Source organism: Alistipes timonensis JC136 (assembly GCF_900107675.1).
In the GTDB taxonomy this organism is placed as follows: Bacteria; Bacteroidota; Bacteroidia; order Bacteroidales; family Rikenellaceae; genus Alistipes; species Alistipes timonensis.
In genome coordinates, this window is the sequence record NZ_FNRI01000006.1 from 238,438 (window position 1) to 255,526 (window position 17,089).

At 61.7% G+C, this 17,089-nt stretch carries 6 protein-coding genes; 3 read left to right on the forward strand and 3 right to left on the reverse strand.

All coding sequences use genetic code 11. The annotated features are described in order from the left end of the window. Positions 1-3: 3 nt before the first annotated feature. From BLU78_RS10055 to BLU78_RS10065, 3 genes are all read right to left on the reverse strand, one after another. Positions 4-1,560 carry a RagB/SusD family nutrient uptake outer membrane protein gene (locus BLU78_RS10055; protein ID WP_010266439.1) on the reverse strand — a complete coding sequence of 519 codons (1,557 nt, stop codon included), beginning with the start codon at positions 1,558-1,560 and terminating at the stop codon, positions 4-6. A 15-nt stretch (positions 1,561-1,575) separates the two neighbouring features. After that, positions 1,576-4,722, reverse strand: a complete 3,147-nt coding sequence (locus BLU78_RS10060; protein WP_010266436.1) for a SusC/RagA family TonB-linked outer membrane protein — start codon at positions 4,720-4,722, stop codon at positions 1,576-1,578. A 133-nt stretch (positions 4,723-4,855) separates the two neighbouring features. Next, positions 4,856-7,837 (reverse strand): glycoside hydrolase family 2 protein, encoded by a 2,982-nt coding sequence (locus BLU78_RS10065; RefSeq protein WP_010266434.1) that lies wholly within the window; start codon positions 7,835-7,837, stop codon positions 4,856-4,858. A 198-nt stretch (positions 7,838-8,035) separates the two neighbouring features. On the opposite strand from BLU78_RS10065, the gene BLU78_RS10070 reads away from it, so the two are divergent. The 3 genes from BLU78_RS10070 to BLU78_RS10080 all read left to right on the forward strand — a co-directional run bounded on the left by BLU78_RS10070 (position 8,036) and on the right by BLU78_RS10080 (position 17,081). Next, the gene (locus BLU78_RS10070; RefSeq protein WP_176791135.1) at positions 8,036-12,034 is read left to right on the forward strand and encodes a two-component regulator propeller domain-containing protein; all 3,999 of its coding nucleotides are present in this window, start codon (positions 8,036-8,038) and stop codon (positions 12,032-12,034) included. 91 nt (positions 12,035-12,125) lie between these two features. Further along, positions 12,126-14,495: a glycoside hydrolase family 2 protein gene (locus BLU78_RS10075; protein WP_231291030.1), complete on the forward strand. Its 2,370-nt coding sequence runs from the start codon at positions 12,126-12,128 to the stop codon at positions 14,493-14,495. After that, complete coding sequence (locus BLU78_RS10080) at positions 14,496-17,081, forward strand: glycoside hydrolase family 2 TIM barrel-domain containing protein (protein WP_010266426.1); 2,586 nt, start codon at positions 14,496-14,498, stop codon at positions 17,079-17,081. The last annotated feature ends 8 nt before the right edge of the window (positions 17,082-17,089 follow it).

Below are 17,089 nucleotides of genomic sequence, written 5' to 3' on the forward strand. Positions count from 1 at the left end.
GGATTAGTTCCATCCGGGGTTCTGCGTGAGCTTGGGGTTGGCGATACGTTCGTCGGCCGGAATCGGCAGCAGCAGGTGTCTGGACTGTGCGTTCTTGCTCAGCTTGATGAACGGAATGCTCAGTTCGGGCGTCTTCTTGCCGTCCATGGGGTTGATGAAGGACTGTTTCAGGTCCTCGGCGCTCATCTCGACGACCCGCTGCGTGAATTTCTGCATCACGTCGAGGTAGCGGCCCGTGCGGCGCAGGTCGTAGAGGCGGTAGGCGCCTTCGCCGGCGAACTCCCAGCGGCGTTCATCCAGGATGGCGTCGGCCAGCTCGTCGTGCGAAAGCGTCGCGTCGAGGCCGGTGAGCGTGGCGCGGCTGCGGACGAGGTTGAGGAAGAAGACCGACTTGTCCGGAGCTCCCAGCTCGTTGTAGGCCTCGGCCAGCATCAGGTAGGCGTCGGCAGAACGGAGCAGGATGACGTTCGGGCCTGCGAGGTTCTGGTTCAGGGCGGCGACGTCGTAACCTTTCAGGAAATGGGGTTTCGAGGAGCTGGTGATCTGGTAGGTCTGGCGGTAGCGCATATCGCCGGTGTCGTACGAATTGAAGAGATCGTACGAGGGCGTGTAGCTCTGGTAGCCGTTGGTTGCGCCTTCGATCTTCTCACCGCTCGCACCCTTCAGCTCCGAGGGAGCCACCTCGCGGTGCCACGTGTTGTTGTACTTGTCCTCGCTCTTGGCGGTGATCTCCCACAGTATCTCCTTTTTGCGCTCCTCGCGTTCCTTGTAGCGCGTGTCGAAAATGTACTTGTACTCCGGGCAGAGTCCGTAATCCTCGTTTACCTGCGTACCGTCGGCGAAGAGTTTGAGCGTCTCGATGACGTTCATGTACTCCTTGCGGACGAGGTACATCTGGGCCAGCAGCGTCTTGGCGGCGGCCCGCGAGATGGTCAGCGGATAGCTTACGCCCGAGGCGACGGTGATGGCCGAGGGCTTTTCCTCGACGATCGTCGTTACCCACTCCATGTCGGAGATGATGGTCGAGTAGACGGCGTCGACCGACGAGCGTTCGGGACGGATGTTGTCTTCCTTGATCGAGTAGACGGGGACCGTCATCAGGGGCACGTCGCCCCACAGCTGGACGAGGTTGAAATAGGCCCAGGCGCGGATGAATTTGGCCTCGGCGATGATGTTTTCGCTGTTGGCGGGGCTCAGCTCGGGGCGTTTCTCCAACTGGTCGATCAGGATGTTGCACTGCTCGACGACGGCGTAGAACTTGCCCCAGATGTTTTTGACGAGCGAGTTGTTGACGTTCAGCGTCAGGTAGGTGACACCCTTGCGGTCGACGTTGGTCGACGAATAATCGATGTTGTCGGTCATCGTGTCGGTGAGGTACATGAAGTCCGTGCCGAATACGGTGTTGCGCACCTGATAGTATGCTCCGTAGAGGAACAGCATGGCCTCCTCCTCGTTGTTGAAATAGTTGTCGAGGGGGATTTGCGTCTTCGACTCCTCGTCCAGAAAATCGCACGATCCCAGCACAAATGCGGAAAGCAGGATGAAAAGTATCTTTTTCATGATCGGGCAGTGGTTTTAGAAAGTGATGTTGACGTTGAAGGTGAAGCTCTTGGATGCCGGATAGCTGCTTCGGTCGATGCCAAGGGTCGAGTTCGACGTTCCCACCGAGCTGCTCATTTCGGGGTCGAATCCGCGGTATTTGGTCCAGGTCCAGAGATTGGTTCCTTTGAGCGAGAGCATCAGGCGTTGCATGCCGATTTTCCGGGAGATCTTCTCCGGTACGGTGTAGGTGAGCGAGAGCGTTTTCAGACGCAGGTACGAACCGTCTTCGATCCAGCGGTCGATGACGTTCTGGGTGTAGAGGCGCGCCGTGGAGGGCGAGCTGTTCGACGAGGGCAGCGGTTTGCTTCCGCCCATCCAGCCCTGGTCGCCCGTGATCGGGTTCGCGGGACGCCATGCGCCGAGTCCGTCGGCATAGGCGTTGTTGTTGCCGGCCTGGTAGAGATCGAGTTTGGTGACGTTCGTGTTGATGATCTTACCCCCGAGGGCGTAGTTGAAGAAGACGGTCAGCGACCAGTTCTTGTAGTTGAACGTATTGGTGAAACCTCCCATGACGTTCGGGAGGGCCTGCCCCAGCACGACCTTGTCCTGGTCGTTGATCACGCCGTCGCCGTTCTGGTCGATGTATTTGATCATGCCCGGACGGGTCTGGATGTTGAGCGGGTCCTCGACCCAGACGGCATCGTCGGCGTAGACTTCGTCCCAGTTCTTGTAGATCGAGGTCTCGTAGCCTTTGATGATGCCCAACGGCTGTCCGATTTCCAGGAAGGTGATGTCCTGGTTCACACCGTTGCCCATGTGGTAGAGCACGACGTGGTCGTTGCCTCCCAGGTCGGTGATCGTGCTTTTGTTCCAGCCGATGTTGAAGTCGGTGTTCCAACTGAAATTGCGGTGCTCGATGTTGCGGGTGTGGATTTCGAACTCGACGCCCTTGTTGTCGATGTTGCCGACGTTGGCCGAAACCTGCGAGTAACCCGTCGTTTGCGGCAGACGGTAGTTGTAGAGCAGGTTGTAGGTTTTCTTATAGTAGGCGTCCACCGAGAAGCGGATGCGGTTCTTGAACAGACCCACGTCCAGACCGCCGTTGTATTCGTGGGTGGTTTCCCACTGCAGGTTGGGGTTGCCGATCTGCGAGATGGTCGTACCGTTGTAGGACTGCCCGTTGACCAGCACCTTGTTCGAGGAGAGCATCGTCGGCGACTTGTATTCGCCGATGCGGTCGTTGCCCGTCACGCCGACGCTGAAACGGGGCTTCAGTTCGGAGATCCATTTTACGTTTTTGAGCCATTTCTCCTTGGTCATTTTCCAGGAGACCGAGGCTGCGGGGAAATAGCCGTAGCGGCTGTCCTCGCCGAAGCGCGACGATCCGTCGGCACGCAGCGAGAAGGTCGCCGTGAAGCGTTCGTTGTAGGTGTAGATGGCGCGTGTGAAGAACGACAGGTGGTTGATTGCTTTATAGCTCGATCCGGGAACGCCGATATAAGCGCCGGCTCCGAGGTTGTTCCACATGAAATAGTCGGTGTCGAAACGCGTCACGTCGATGTTGAAGCCTTCCGACTCCTGACGCTGCCAGCTCTGGCCGAGGGTCCACATCAGGAAGTGCTTCTTGCTGAACGTCCGGGAGAAGTTGATGAAGTTCTCGTTGCTCCACGTAATGCCCTGCGACGTCTTGCGCGTCGCCTTGTTGTTCTTGTCGATATGCGCCTCGGTGCTGTAGATCGACCGCAGGACATAGGCGTAGTCGTTGCTGTTGTTGTATTTGTAGCCGGCCGTGGAGTTGAAGGTCCAGTATTTCCGCTTGTCGATGTCCCAGCGGAAGACGGCGTTGAGTTCGGCCGTCGTGCGTTTGTTCCACTGGTTCGAGTTCAGGGCCTTGGCGGCCTCGGTGTTGATACTCTTGATCTCGCCGGTCTCCTCATCTATATAGGTGCCGTCGCCGAGGTCCGTGCCGTTGATCGTGCTGGTGGGTTTCTGCATCAGCATGCGCAGCGTGGCGCCGGAGTCGCCGGAGCTGATCTTCTCGGTCTGCTGACGGCTGAGCGAGGCTTTGATATCGAGGTGCAGGCGCGGCGAGAGGTTCATGTTGAACTTGGTCGAGAAACTCAGACGCTCGTTGCTCGAATTGCGCAGGATGCCCTCTTCGCTGAGCCAGCCGCCCGAGATGTAATAGCGCATGTCTTTCGATCCGCCCTGCAATGCGACCGTGTAGTTGTGACGCTGGGCGATGTCGCGCAGCAGGCGTTTCTGGTAATCGTTCGTGGTGAGCGTATCGGGACGCAGCGTGTTGAAGCTGTTCACGCCCCACATCATGCGTGCGAAATTGTCGTACTCGGCGTACTGCTCGCTGTTCATCATCTCGATGCGGTAGCGCGGGATCGAAAGCCCGTACTCGGCGTTGACCGAAAGGGTGGGTTTGCCGGCCTGGCCGCTGCGGGTGGTGACCATCACCACGCCGTTGGCGCCGCGCGAACCGTAGATGGCCGTGGCGGCGGCGTCTTTCAGGATTTCGATGCCGGCCACGTCGTTGGGGTTGAGCAGCGACAGGGCGGTCTGGTCCGAAGGGATGTTGTCGATCACCACCAGCGGGCTGGTGTCGCCCGAGATGGACGTTCCGCCGCGGATGCGCATGGCCACTTCGCTGCCCGGCTCACCCGATGCGGTGATGACCAGCACGCCCGTCGCATTGCCCTGGAGGGCCTGCTCGATCGACGACACGGGGGTCTTGTTGATGTCCTTTTCGCTGATCACCGCGATCGAACTGGTGAGGTTGCTGCGCGGAACGTAGCCGTAGCCGACAGCCACGACCTCTTCGATCTCGACGGCCGAAACCGAGAGTTTGGCGTCGATCTTCGTGCGCCCGTTCACCGGGACGACCAGACGCGTGTAGTTGAGATGCTGGAATATCAGCGAATCCTTGGCGGGGATGTTGGTCAGCATGAAGTCGCCGTTGACACCCGTCGTCGTACCTTTATAGGTGCTGGCGACGATGACCGATGCGCCGATGATCGGCTCGCCCGATGCGGCGTCGGTGACGACGCCCGAAACGGTGAGGCGCTGCTGTGCCTGGAGCGAAGTCGTCAGCAGGAGTGCGGCGAGTGTGGCCAGCACGGTCGCTGCCGGGCGCTTCAGTTTCGATACGAATAAAAAGTCAAAGTTTTTCATTCATCAGTTGGTTATTTTAGGTTAACGTTTGTTCGTATGAACGGTGATACAAAATTATCCGGGAGGGGTGGAACGAATGTCGAATATTTTTTCGATTATGTTCGTTTTAGGCCGTTTTTGAACCGGCAGGGGTTCAGCGTTTGCTGTCCCCGCTGCCGGCCGAGTTCTCCAAGGCGTTCTCGATCAGGTTTATGACCATCTGTACGGCGGCTTCGTCGTATTTCACGGGGCAGGGAACTGCCTCCGGGGTGCGCGCGGCATCGAGCCGTCCGGCGGTGAGCAATCCCGAGAGCAGCAGGCAGCCTTTGCCGCTGCCGAACCCGATGCGCAGCACGGGGGTTCGGGTGAGGTTCTTCCCGGCTGCGGCCAGCGGCACGAGTTCCGTGGCGCTGCCCCGGGCCGAGTTGCGGTAACCGCTGCCGAGGTCGGTGACGCGGACCGGAGCTTTGGGATTGATTGACATGGCCAGCGCCGGAGCGTCTTCCACCAGAAATTCCACTTTGCGGCGCAACTCCTGCGTCAGCGCTTTGTTGTTGGGCAGGGAGTCGAAAGCGAAGAATCCGCAGAGTTCGTAGGCGTAGTAGCTGCCCTGTTCCATGCGTCCGATGTCGGCGCCCCGGCGGCTCCACTGCGCCGAGAAGGCTTCGCGGCTCAATCCCTGCACGTCGAAATCCGCCGCGGGGACGATCAGCCCGCCCCGAAGCCCGTTCCAGAGGGCTGTGTGGCGGGGTGTCAGGCGGCGCCACAGCTCCGTGTGGACGGAGTCGGGATGGATGTGGCTTTCGGGTTCGGCGGCCTCGGTGCAGGTGAGCGACAGTCCGCCGAAGAGCTCGTAATGCGTTATTTTCGGGTCGGTCACGCGGGCAACCCCCTGCAGGGGGCCCAATTGACCGTCCTCGGCAGGGTAGCCCTGTCCGAGGTAGCGTTCGCCGATGTCGAGCATCACGACGCCTGCGCCTCGGGCGACGGCCTTTTCGATCGTTCTGCGGCAGTCGTCCAGTCCCTCCCAGCTGGCGCGTCCCAATAATAGAAGGTCTGCTTTTGCGGGGTCGGGGACGGTGCGCAGGCCCAGCCGGTGCGCCAGGGCGAGCAGTTCGGTCTCGGCGGCGGGGATGTGGAGGACGGCTTCGGCCACCGGGGCCGGAACTTTGGCTTCGAGGACGCGGATGTCCCATTCGGAGACGACGGGGTATTTCACCGCGTCGGTGGGGTTGAGCAGCGTGGTGCGCAGGATGTAGTCGCCGCATGTGGCGGGCATTTCGATCCGGCACTCGGCGATTCGTTTGTCGTAGGGCTCTACGCGGCATTCTATGGTCTTGGCGAAGCTCCGCCGCGAAAAGGCGTCGGTGATCTCCACGCGGGCCGTAAGGGTCGAACGGCGGTCGGTGTCGTTGAAGAAGTGGAGCGGGAGGGTGACCTCCTGTCCGGGGATGAAGTTGCAGTCCCAGATGTCCATGCTGACGGCCTGCGGCGACCAGAGCACCGTCAGGGCGTTCCAGACGTTTTTGGGCCGTCCGTCGCGCAGCGGGCCCAGGAACCAGTGGTTGCCGTCGGCATAGCTGCTGGCAATGGTGAACGGGGCGACGCCCGCCGCGCCGATCCTCCGCCAGTATTCGGCCACCTTGCCGCACGAGCGGTCGAGGTGGTGGAGCCGTTCGGCGGCGGTGTGGCTGCGGCCCAGGAAGCGCATGTAGCTCTCGCGGATCGAGGGGTAACCGCCCATCTCGCCGTTGCCGTCGAGGTAGTTGCCGCCGAATTCATCGACCATGATCGCCTTGGGGAACTGGTCGGCGGAGTCGTAGTAGAGTCCGAGGTTCTCGAACAGGCTCCACCAATATTTATGGATGTGCATTACGTCGCGGTCTTCGAGAAGCATGGGCGGGTAGTCCCGGACGATCTCGTCCAGGGCGCTCCACGCAGTCTTCAGCTGTTCGCCCTCGGTCTCGTTGTAGGGGTGGCAGAGGAGGACCGAGGGGTGGCGGGCCGCCAGGTCGAACCACTTGGGGTACTGCTCCATCAGGCTTTCGCGCGAGGCGGGCATACCGTGGAAGAAGTTCCACTCGTACTGCACGGCCAGTCCGTAACGGTCGCAGAGATCCAGCAGCCGCTCGGGCGGCACGCCGAGGTGGAACCGCAGCAGGTTGGCGCCGTGCTCCTTCAGCCGGCGGACGATGTTGTCGCGGAACCAGATCGTATCGTAACCCGCTTCGCGGCCTTCGGCGTCGCGCATCCAGCGGTGCCAGACGACCGTGCCGCCGCGGAGTTTGAGGGGACGGCCGTTGAGGGTGAATTGTTTGTCGGTCACGGCGGCGCGGCGCAGTCCCAGCGATTGCTGCCAGTCGGAAAGCGTCTCCCCGCGTTCGTCGAGCAGCTCCACGCGGAGGCCGTAGAGGACGGGACGCTCGGGCGACCACTCCCGGAGCAGGCCCCGGTAGCCGAAGGCGATTTCGTTTTCGCCCGGCAGAGCCGTGCCCGTCCGGGTCAGGAGCTCTTTGGGGCCGTCCGTTACCGTGATGCGGGCCGATGCGGCGCCCGTGCCGCGGAGACGGTAGCGGAGCGTAACCTGCCCGGCTTCCGGGTCGCAGTCGGTGAGCACGCGGTCGGTGCAGGCGTTCGTATAGAGGTGCAGCACGACATCGTCCCAGAGCGACGAGGAGCAGTTGCTCCGCCACTGGTCCACCTTGGGGATGAACGAAGCGTCGGCCGGCGGAACGTCGGCCAGCGAGGCGAGCGATATTTCGAGGGTGATGCGGCTGCCGGGTTTCAGCGTTTCATGGCGCAGGTCGTGCAGCGAGCGGATCATGCCGCCCTCCTGCGACGAAACCAGCTCGCCGTCGACGTAGACCTCGGGACGGAAGCGTGCGCCTTTCAGTTCGAGTGCCGCGGCGTTCCAGCTTCCGGCCGGCAGCGTGACCTCGCGGCGGTACCAGAGCCGTCCCTCGGTGTAGCGCGTGGCGTCCATCGGAACGCCCGGAACCAGCGTTGTTCCGGTGTAGTTGCGGTCGATGCCGTATTCCCACGGACCGTTCAGCCAGAGGTCGGCGTGGCGGGTCTGCGCCGGGGCCGCCGGGGAGCAGAGGAGGAACAACAGCAACAGGGATGCGTATTTTTTCATTCGGATTGTAGTTTGGTATCTGGAAACAAAAGTAGGGAGAAGCCCCGGCGCGGATGTTCGGATATTTCCGGAAAAGGTCGGATATTTTCCGGATATGCCTTCCGGGCATTTGCCGGATGGCGAAAAAACACTATCTTTACCTTTGAAATGAAACCGACGACGCATCTGTATTTTCGTACTCTTCTGATTTTGTCGTGTTTGGCCTTCGGGGTCGCTTCGGCGCGGGCCGAACGGGTCATCGTGCCCGTGGAGGGAGGCCCGGTCGGGAACTCGATCACCGCGCTGCTGCAGGACGACGACGGGTTCATGTGGGTGGGGACCATCTCCGGCCTGATGCGTTACGACATGTATTCCTACCGCTATTTCGGCGACAGCGACGGACTGCCCGTCTCGCGGACGATGATCCGCTGCCTGACCCGCGACGACAAAGGCCGGGTCTGGATCGGCACGGAGAACGGTGCCGTCGTTTACGATCCCGTGCAGGAACGGTTCCGGCGCATCGGAGGCCGCATTGCCGCCGTCCCGGTGAAGACCATCACCCGGACTTCGCGGGGGACGATGCTGCTCACCGTGGGCGAAGGCGTCGCCGTGGTCGACCCTTCGTCGCTGGAGTACCGCTTCATCGTCGGGGAAAATCTGAACAACATACTTGCGATCACGACCGATGCCGGGGGTGACATCTGGGGCTGGAGCCACGGGCAGCTGTCGCGTTTCGACTTTTCGGACGATCCGATGTCGCCCCGCATCGACAGCTGGCCTTTCGCTTACCAAGTGCGGGCCATGGCGGTGGACTCCCGCGGAAGGCTGTGGTTCAACGACCGGCGGCGTCTGATGACGGTGCCGCTGCCGGCCGGAGGTGCGCAAATCCCCCCCCCGACCGTGGTGCGGGGAGGCGTAGATGTCCGTTCGATCCGTATTGACGGTGACGACGTGGTGGTCACGTCGTCTTACGACGGCATCCATCTGTTCCGCATCGCGGAGGACGGGAAGCCGGTCCCGGACGGCGTCATGTGGGTCGATCCCGAGTCGCCCAGCGAGGTCAGCAACAGCGTGCTGTGCATGGAGCGGGACCGGGACGGCAATTACTGGTTCGGGACCGTCGACGGTATCTACGTGGGCTGCGAACGTCCCCGCGAGGTATTCCACAACATGTCCGCCGCCGATGCCGGAGGATTGATCCACAACGTCGTGTCGGATGTCTGCCCGGGTCCCGACGGTGCCGTCTGGGCGGCCACGTCGGGCGGACTGGACCGCATCCGGCGGGTGACGCCGGGGCGTTATGCCGTCGACCATTTCATGCCCCGTCTCCCTTCGGAGAGCGCCGAACCGGGCGACAGGAGGCTTCAATCGCTGGCTTTCGACAGCCGGGGAACGATGTGGCTCGGCACGAAGCGGATGCTGCTGTTCTTCGACCCGCAGAGCCGCCGTTTCTTCGAACGCGGAGAGGTGACCGGACTGCTGGCCCGCTGCGGGGCGCTGTTCAGCAAGGAGCTGCGCTGCGACAGCCGCGGCAACGTCTGGATGGGCTTCATTTACGGCGGATTGTTCGTCTACGATGCCGCTGCGGAGCGTTGCCGGACGGTGCGGTTTGCCGGTACGGACCTCTATGATGCCAGTCCGCAGGCCGTGTTGGAGGATGGCGGCGGAAACATCTGGATCGGCACCAAATCCCGGGGGCTGTTGCGTTTCCGGCCCGACGAGGCCGTTCGGGAGGGCGACACGCTCCGCGTCGAACGTTACGATACCTATTTTTTACAGGATCGGGCGCTTGCCGGATTCGTCAGCATCAATGCACTCTACGCCGCGGTCGACGGAACGGTCTATGCCGGAACGTCGCACGGGTTGTACCGTTACGATGCCGTCCTCGACCGGTTCGAGGCATGTCCGCTCAATGCCTTCGGCGAGGAGGTCTGGGTGCTCGACATCATCGCCGACACTGACGGCGCACTGTGGATTTCGACTATGCAGGGCGTTTACCGTTATACGCCCGGGGCCGGGCAGGCGCCTTTCTACGAATTGTCGGGCGGCGCTTTCGCACGTCTCGATTACAACCTCGGAAGCTGTTTCGACGCCGACGGAACGCTCTTTCTGGGCGGCATCAACGGCATCACTTATTTCGACCCGCGGCAGGTAGGGCGTCCGGACGAAGCGGCGAAAGTCTATGTTTCGGGCGTTTCGGTGCTCAACCGGGACATCGTGCCCGACGGCGTTCATCTGGAAGCCAGCATCAACCGCTCGCACCGGCTGACGCTCAATTACGACGACTACCAGCTTTCGCTCGACTTTACGACGCTGACATTCGCTCCCGAAAACCGCGAACGGTTCTATTACCGCATCGACGGGATGACGCCCGACTGGATTCCGCTCGGGGAGACCAACCGGCTCTCGTTCTCCAACCTCGCGCGCGGGGAGTACATGCTGCGGGTCAAGGCGGCCGACGCTTCGGGGCTGCTGGGCGAAGGTTCCACCGATATTCTCATAACGGTGCTGCCGCCCTGGTGGCTGACGTGGTGGGCTTACTGCATCTACGGTGCGCTGGCGCTGCTGCTGGCGGCAGCCGTGGTATGGGTGATTCTGATCCGTTACCGTGCGGCGCAGCAGGTGCGTATGGTGCAGTACAAGCAGCAGTTGTTCATCAACCTGACACACGGACTGAAAACCCCGCTGACGATGATGCAGGTTCCCCTGCAGCTGATGTCGGACGACCGCGAGCCGCTGAGCGACGAGGCCCGCCGGGGGCTGCTGGTCATGATAAGCGCCAACGTCAAGAAGCTGGCCAACACGGTCCGGCAACTCATGGAGTTCCGGAAGATCGACCAGAACCGGGTGTCGATGAACCTGGCGGAGGTCGATATCGTGGAGTACGTGCGCCGTATCTGCGACTATTTCCGGGCGCTTTTCGAATCGAAGGGGCTGCAGCTCGTCTGCGACCTTCCCGGGGAGACGATCGTGATGACCTTCGACCCCGAGAAGATCGAGCTCGCACTCTACAACCTTTTGCAGAACGCCTATACTTTCACGCATCCGGGCGGCGAGGTGAGTGTCTCCCTGCGCCGCAGCGGCCGGACGGTCTGCATCGCCGTGCACGATACGGGTATCGGCATCCGCTCGGAGTACCTCGACAAGATCTTCCTTCGCTTCTGGCAGGTGCATGAGTCGGACACGATGCCGCCGCTGGGGGCCGGCATCGGGCTGGCTGTGGCCCGGGAGTTCGTCGAGATGCACAACGGCCGCATCGAGGTTGAGAGCCGTTACGGCGCCGGAAGCACCTTTACCATCTGCCTGCCGCTGGAAGCCCGTTACAAGGCCGAGCAGTACTATATCCACAAGTCGGACCAGGCGGACGAGGAGCAGATTTTGCCGGTCTACACCAAGCAGTACGCCGAGTCGGATGTCTATGTCGAGAACGATCCCGGCATCGACGAGTCGAAGTCCAGCACGGTCTATGTCGTGGCCGGCGGCGGCGACATCACGGGGCTGGTGCGGATGGTGCTGTCGGATTACAACGTGCTGCATTACAACAATGTGGAAGATACGCTGCGGGCCGTGCGCGAGAGGCGTCCGCAGTTGATCCTGATCGACATCGTGGTCTACGACCGTGAAGAGGGGCTTGCGCTCTGTCGCAGGCTCAAAGGCTCGAAACAGACCGACGACATTCCCGTCGTGCTGCTCACGGCGGACGATACGCCCGAGGATGCGCGGATATTCTGCGAAGCGGGTGTGGATGCCTGGATGGAGAAGCCCTTCGACGTGGAGCTGTTCCGGGCCCGCGTCCGGCAGTTGGTGAGCCGTCATGTCGATCTGCAGCAGAAACTCAAAATCGGGCAGATACTCGGCAAGCACGAAGATATTGTCGTGGAATCCGCCGACGAGAAATTCATGAGCCGTGTGACGGAGATCGTCGAGCAGAATATTCCCAATGAGGAGTTCTCGCTGGAAGTTTTCGCCCGCGAGATGCGCGTGTCGCGCTCGGTGCTGAACATGCGTATCCAGGGCATCGTGGGCAAGTCGCCGATGGAGCTGCTGCGCAACGCCCGCATGCAGCGTGCGGCGCAGTTGTTGGCGACCAACGCCTACGACGTGGCGCAGGTGGGCTACATGGTCGGGTTCTCGGACCCGCGCTATTTTTCGACCAGTTTCAAAAAGCAGTTCGGGGTGAGCCCCCGGGCTTACATGCAAAATCATCATAACGCCTGATCCCGGCGGATTTTCGACATATTAAGGTATCGGTTAAACATTGATTTCGGGCTTCGGAGGTACTTTTGTACGACTCAGAATACGAACCCGAATGAGAACTTTGCGAATATTGCTGTGTGTCCCGGCGCTGGTCCTGTGGATGACCTCCGCCGCCCAGCGTCAGGTCGAAGATGCCAATGACGACTGGCTCTTTTCCTACAAAGAGGCGACAGCCAAACCCGTGAAGGGCATTCCGCCGCAGGCGCAGGTCGGTTATGACGATGCCGGCTGGAAGTCCGTGTCGGTGCCCCACACGTGGCAGACCTACGAAACGACGGGCGAACTGCATCCTTTCATCGCCTCGCCCCATGCCAAGGACAATCCCTACTGGTGGGACGGCAAGGGCTTTTACCGCAAGCATTTTACCCTGCGGCCCGGGATGCGCGGCCGCAAGCTCTTCATCGAGTTCGACGGCGTGATGAAGAACTGCCTGGCCTATATGAACGGCAAACTCATCGGCGAGCACCTGGGCGGTTACGGCTGTTTCTATTTCGAACTGACCGACTATGTCGACTGCGACGGGGACAATCTCTTCGTACTGGAAGTTTCGAACCGGCAGACCGATCCCCAGCGGGTGCCTCCGATGGATGCCGGGTGCTGGAATTTCTACGGCGGCATTTACCGCAACGTGCGTCTGGTCGCCACGGACGACGTATTCATTCCGTTTCAGGGATCGTACAAACACGAAGGAGGCACGCACGTCACGACCGAAAATCTTTCCGACTCCGTTTCGCGGGTCCGGGTGCGCACGTGGGTGCGCAACGAACGCGCCGAGCGGCAGGCCGTGGAGCTCACCACCGCGATCGTCGATGGCGACGGACGGGTCGTGGCGGCAGCGAGCGCTCCGCAGGAGATCCGCCCGCAGGAGACGGCGCTTTACGACGAGGAGTTCGAGATCGCCGGTCCGAAACGCTGGTCGCCTGCTTCGCCCGATTTATATAAGGTGGTTTCGACGGTGACGGCCGGCGGTAGGACCTGCGACCGTTACGAAACCGTGTTCGGCATCCGGACCTTCACGTGGAATCACGACGAGCGGCGGCTGTACGTCAACGGCCAACCCGTCAATATTCAGGGCTTCAACCGCCATCAGGAATATCCGTGGCTGGGCGACGCCATTCCCTATTTCATCCACCGCATGGACCTGCTGGACATGAAGCGCAACCTGAACTGCACGGCGCTGCGTCCCGGTCAGTATTGTTCCGGCCCCGAGGTCTTTGCGCTGGCCGATTCGCTGGGGCTCATCACCTTTGCCGAACTTCCCAACGTCAAGAACCGTCCCTTCTCGCCCGAGGCGCAGTGGATGCAGACCGTCGAGATGGTCCGCCGCCTGCGGAACAGCCCTTCGGTCCTGCTCTTCGACATGGGCGACGAGACGGACCGGGCCGCCGACTCCCGCTGGGCTTACATGGAGTCCCCCGGACATTTCATCACCTGCCGCCATTGCGAAGGCTCGGGCGGCCGGTTCGTCGACATCACACCCAGGGAACTGCGTATGTCGAAGATGCTCCGCTGCGCCGTGCGCGGCTGGTACGGCGACGATGAGAAACCCCTGCGGCCCGATAACCAGCAATGGACCTCGAACGACGAGTTCCGCCATCAGATCGCGCTCCGGGGCAAGAAACCCGGCAGCGACGAGGACCGTATCGACCAGCCCAACCTGATGGTCTGGCTCTACGAGGACCACGGCTGCGACCGTGAATACCGCAATGCCCCGCTGCTGCACTACAATCCGAAAGGGTGGGTCGACAGCTACCGCGTGCCTAAATATGCCTATTACCTCTGGCAGGCGAACTATGCCGAAAAACCGATGGTCTTCGTGATGCCCCATTACTGGCGGCGGCAGTACATCGGGCAGCGGCGTCCGCTGGTCGTGGATTCCAACTGCGAGGAGGTGGAGCTGTTCGTCGGCGGAAAGAGCTGCGGCGTGCTCCGTCCGTCGGCGGAGAACCGCCGTTCGGTGACATTCGGCGATGTCGGGGTGCGCAATGCGCCGCTGCGCGTGGTGGGCCGCAACGGCGGCGTGCAGGTGGCGGAGTGCGTCGTGCCGATGGCGGGTCCCGCGGAGCGGCTGACGCTGATCTCGTCGCATGCGACGGTGGATGCCGCGCCCGGCGGAGTGTTCATCGTGACGGCCGACATCGCGGACAAGGCCGGGAATCATATTTACGGAGCCCGCAATACCGTGCGCTGGGAGGTCGAAGGTCCCGCAACGCTGGTGGGGCCCGCGGAATACGTCTCGCAGTTCGGCGACGAAGCCGCCCGCATCGGATCGCTCTATATCGACATGCCCGTCTCGAACGTGGTCCGGCCGACCGGCGAGCCGGGCGAAATCCGCGTCCGGGTCTCGGCAGACGGACTTGCATCCGCCGAAACCGTTGTCCGGGCTGTCCCTTGTAAAACTAAGAAAAGCATTACCCGATAAATGAAACGGAATTTATTCACCCTCCTCCTTGTTTTTGCGCTCGGCGCCGTGCAGGCGCAGACGAGCCGGACCCTTTCGCTCAACGGACGTTGGCAGGCAGCCGTCTCGGAAACGCAGCCCGACACCTATCCCTCGACCGTTCCCGTGCCGGGCGTGATGTCGCAGGCCGAGCCCGCACCGGGCATTGATTTCGACGCCACGCGGCTGAAAGACGACGTGGGTTATGACTATGTGTGGTACGCTACGGAGTTCGACCTTTCGAATCCGCACGACGGCTACGACAACGCCAATTATACGCACGCCCTGCTGCGCATCCGGGCCAAATACAACGCGCTGGTGATCCTGAACGGCGTGGAGATCGGTTACGACGCCCATTGCACCTATTCGCACGCCGAGTTCGACGTGACGCGGGCGCTCGATTTCAACGGTCCCAACAGGCTGGTGGTGCGCGTGGGAAGCTGGAATACGGCTTCGTTTCCCTCGAAGGACAATTCGTCGGAGTGGTGGCGCAACTCGCGGGCTCCGGGCATCTGCGACGATGTGACCCTCTGCCTGACCCACGACGTGACGGTCCGGCACCTGAAACTGCTGCCCGACGTAGCCGACAGCGTGGTGGTCTGCACGGCGCGCGTGGCCAACTTCGGCGACGGGCCCCGGAAAATGAAGGCCCGGGTGACGATCAACGACTGCCGGTATGATTTGGAGAACGGTTTCGACGAAATTCCCGTCGTCTGCGAGGCCCGGCTGGGTTCGTTGTCGATCCCGGCGGACAGCGTGGCCGAATTTACCTTCCGGATTCCGACTCCGATGCTCGAGCCCTGGACGCCGGGCCGCGAGGGCGATCCGCAGCTCTATCAGTTCAACTTCATTCTTGCAGACGACCGTTCTGCGGATTGCCGGACCGAGACCTTCGGGTTCCGCGATATTCGTGTCGAGGGGCGGGATGTGCTGGTCAACGGTCGCAAAACGCTGTTCCGGGCCGAGAACATCGCCTTTCAGCGGGCCCTGAACCGCTGGGCGGGTGTGATGTTCGACGAAGCGTGGATACGCCGCTTCCTGCGTGCGGCGGTTGAGGATTACGGGTTCAACTACCTGCGCATTCACCTGGGCCACGCCTATAATAAGTGGTATGACATCGCCGATGAAGTGGGGTTGATGATTCAGGACGAATGGCGCTTCATGCACGACGACGAGCCCGTGGGCGAAGACCTCGTGCAGACCGAAACGGAATTTCGCCGCTGGGTGGAGCAGAATGTCAACCATCCGTCGATCGTTGTCTGGGATCAGGAGAACGAAGGCAATGTGAAGCTCGAAGTGCTGAAGGCCGAATTGCGGCGGTATGATCCGACGCGGCTGTGGGGCGAGGACGATTTCGATGCCCGCCATATTTACGAATATTCCGAAACGATCGTCGATACGCCGGTGCATCCGGTCAGCGACGCCAGGCCTTCGACCGTGCTGGAGTCCTGCCGCCTGTGGCTCAACGAGCGGGGCGATCTGGAACCGCGGGAGAACTTCAAAACCAGTCGCACGGCCAGCGGTTGGGGGCTCTATTTCTATACGCTGCCCGAGATCGAGCAGTTGCAGGCCGACATCCATGCTGACCTGGGGACCTTCTACCGTTCGCGCCGCGTGCAGGCGTGGGCGCCTTTCGCGCTGCTGAGCGGGGCGGTGAACGGACACAGTTATTATTTGGGGAATCTGGCCGACTCGCTGACTCCCCAGCCCAACCTGCGGGTTCTTGCGCGGCTCAACGAGCCGGTCGGGAGCTCTGTCGAGATGAATCAGGCCCGGGAGTGGTACAAGGAGAAGATGCTCTACCGGCCCGGCGGAAGTTATGCGAAGACGGTTTGGGTCTGGAACGACACCGACTCTCCGCAGCGGGTGCGGCTCGAAGTCGCGGTGGCCGACGCCTCGGGGCGGGAACTTTCGGTGCGAGAGACCGCGGTCGAGGTTGCCGCGGGCGGTGCCGAAGCGGTCGTGATGACTTTCGTCATGCCCCGCAGGGAGGGCGTCTATTGGCTGAAACCCCGCCTCGCTATGCCGGAAGGCCGTTGCGTCGAGGGGGTCGAACGCCGGCTGATGGTGGCCCGCAAGGCCGGTCCGCAGACCGGGATGCAGGGCTTCGGCGGACACGGTGAGCCGTTCGAAGGCTGTCGGTCGGTGTTGGAAAATTTTGTCGGTCGGCAGTTGTCGCCGGAGGTGCAGGCGAAGATCGTGCGTGCGCTCGGCGGTGAACTGATCGACCGGGCCGAACTGCGACGGAAGGGTGGATTCCTCGTCCGGACGACCCGTTACCTGGGGCCCGGGCACATGCTGGTGACCTCGCGCACGTTCGATGCCGGGGGCGTGGAGCTGACTGCCGAGCAGAGCGAGGCGCTGACGTATGTGAAACTCCCGGAAAAAGTTCGGCAAACGATAGCCCGGGTGGTCGGGATGATCCCTGTGGACGAATCGAAAATCATACGCCGCCGGCAGCATGACACGGATGTCTATACGGTCACGATGGTCGGCAAGGATGTTCGCTACACGATTTATATGACCCCTTCCGGAACGCTGATTAAATCCGAAGCCTCCGGGAAATGACCGGGACT

Excerpts from the sequence above, each read along its gene's own strand:
- BLU78_RS10075 (WP_231291030.1), top strand. The coding sequence starts at position 12,126 with ATGAGAACTTTGCGAATATTGCTGTGTGTCCCGGCGCTGGTCCTGTGG.
- BLU78_RS10065 (WP_010266434.1), bottom strand. The coding sequence starts at position 7,837 with ATGAAAAAATACGCATCCCTGTTGCTGTTGTTCCTCCTCTGCTCCCCG.
- BLU78_RS10080 (WP_010266426.1), top strand. The coding sequence starts at position 14,496 with ATGAAACGGAATTTATTCACCCTCCTCCTTGTTTTTGCGCTCGGCGCC.
- BLU78_RS10055 (WP_010266439.1), bottom strand. The coding sequence starts at position 1,560 with ATGAAAAAGATACTTTTCATCCTGCTTTCCGCATTTGTGCTGGGATCG.
- BLU78_RS10060 (WP_010266436.1), bottom strand. The coding sequence starts at position 4,722 with ATGAAAAACTTTGACTTTTTATTCGTATCGAAACTGAAGCGCCCGGCA.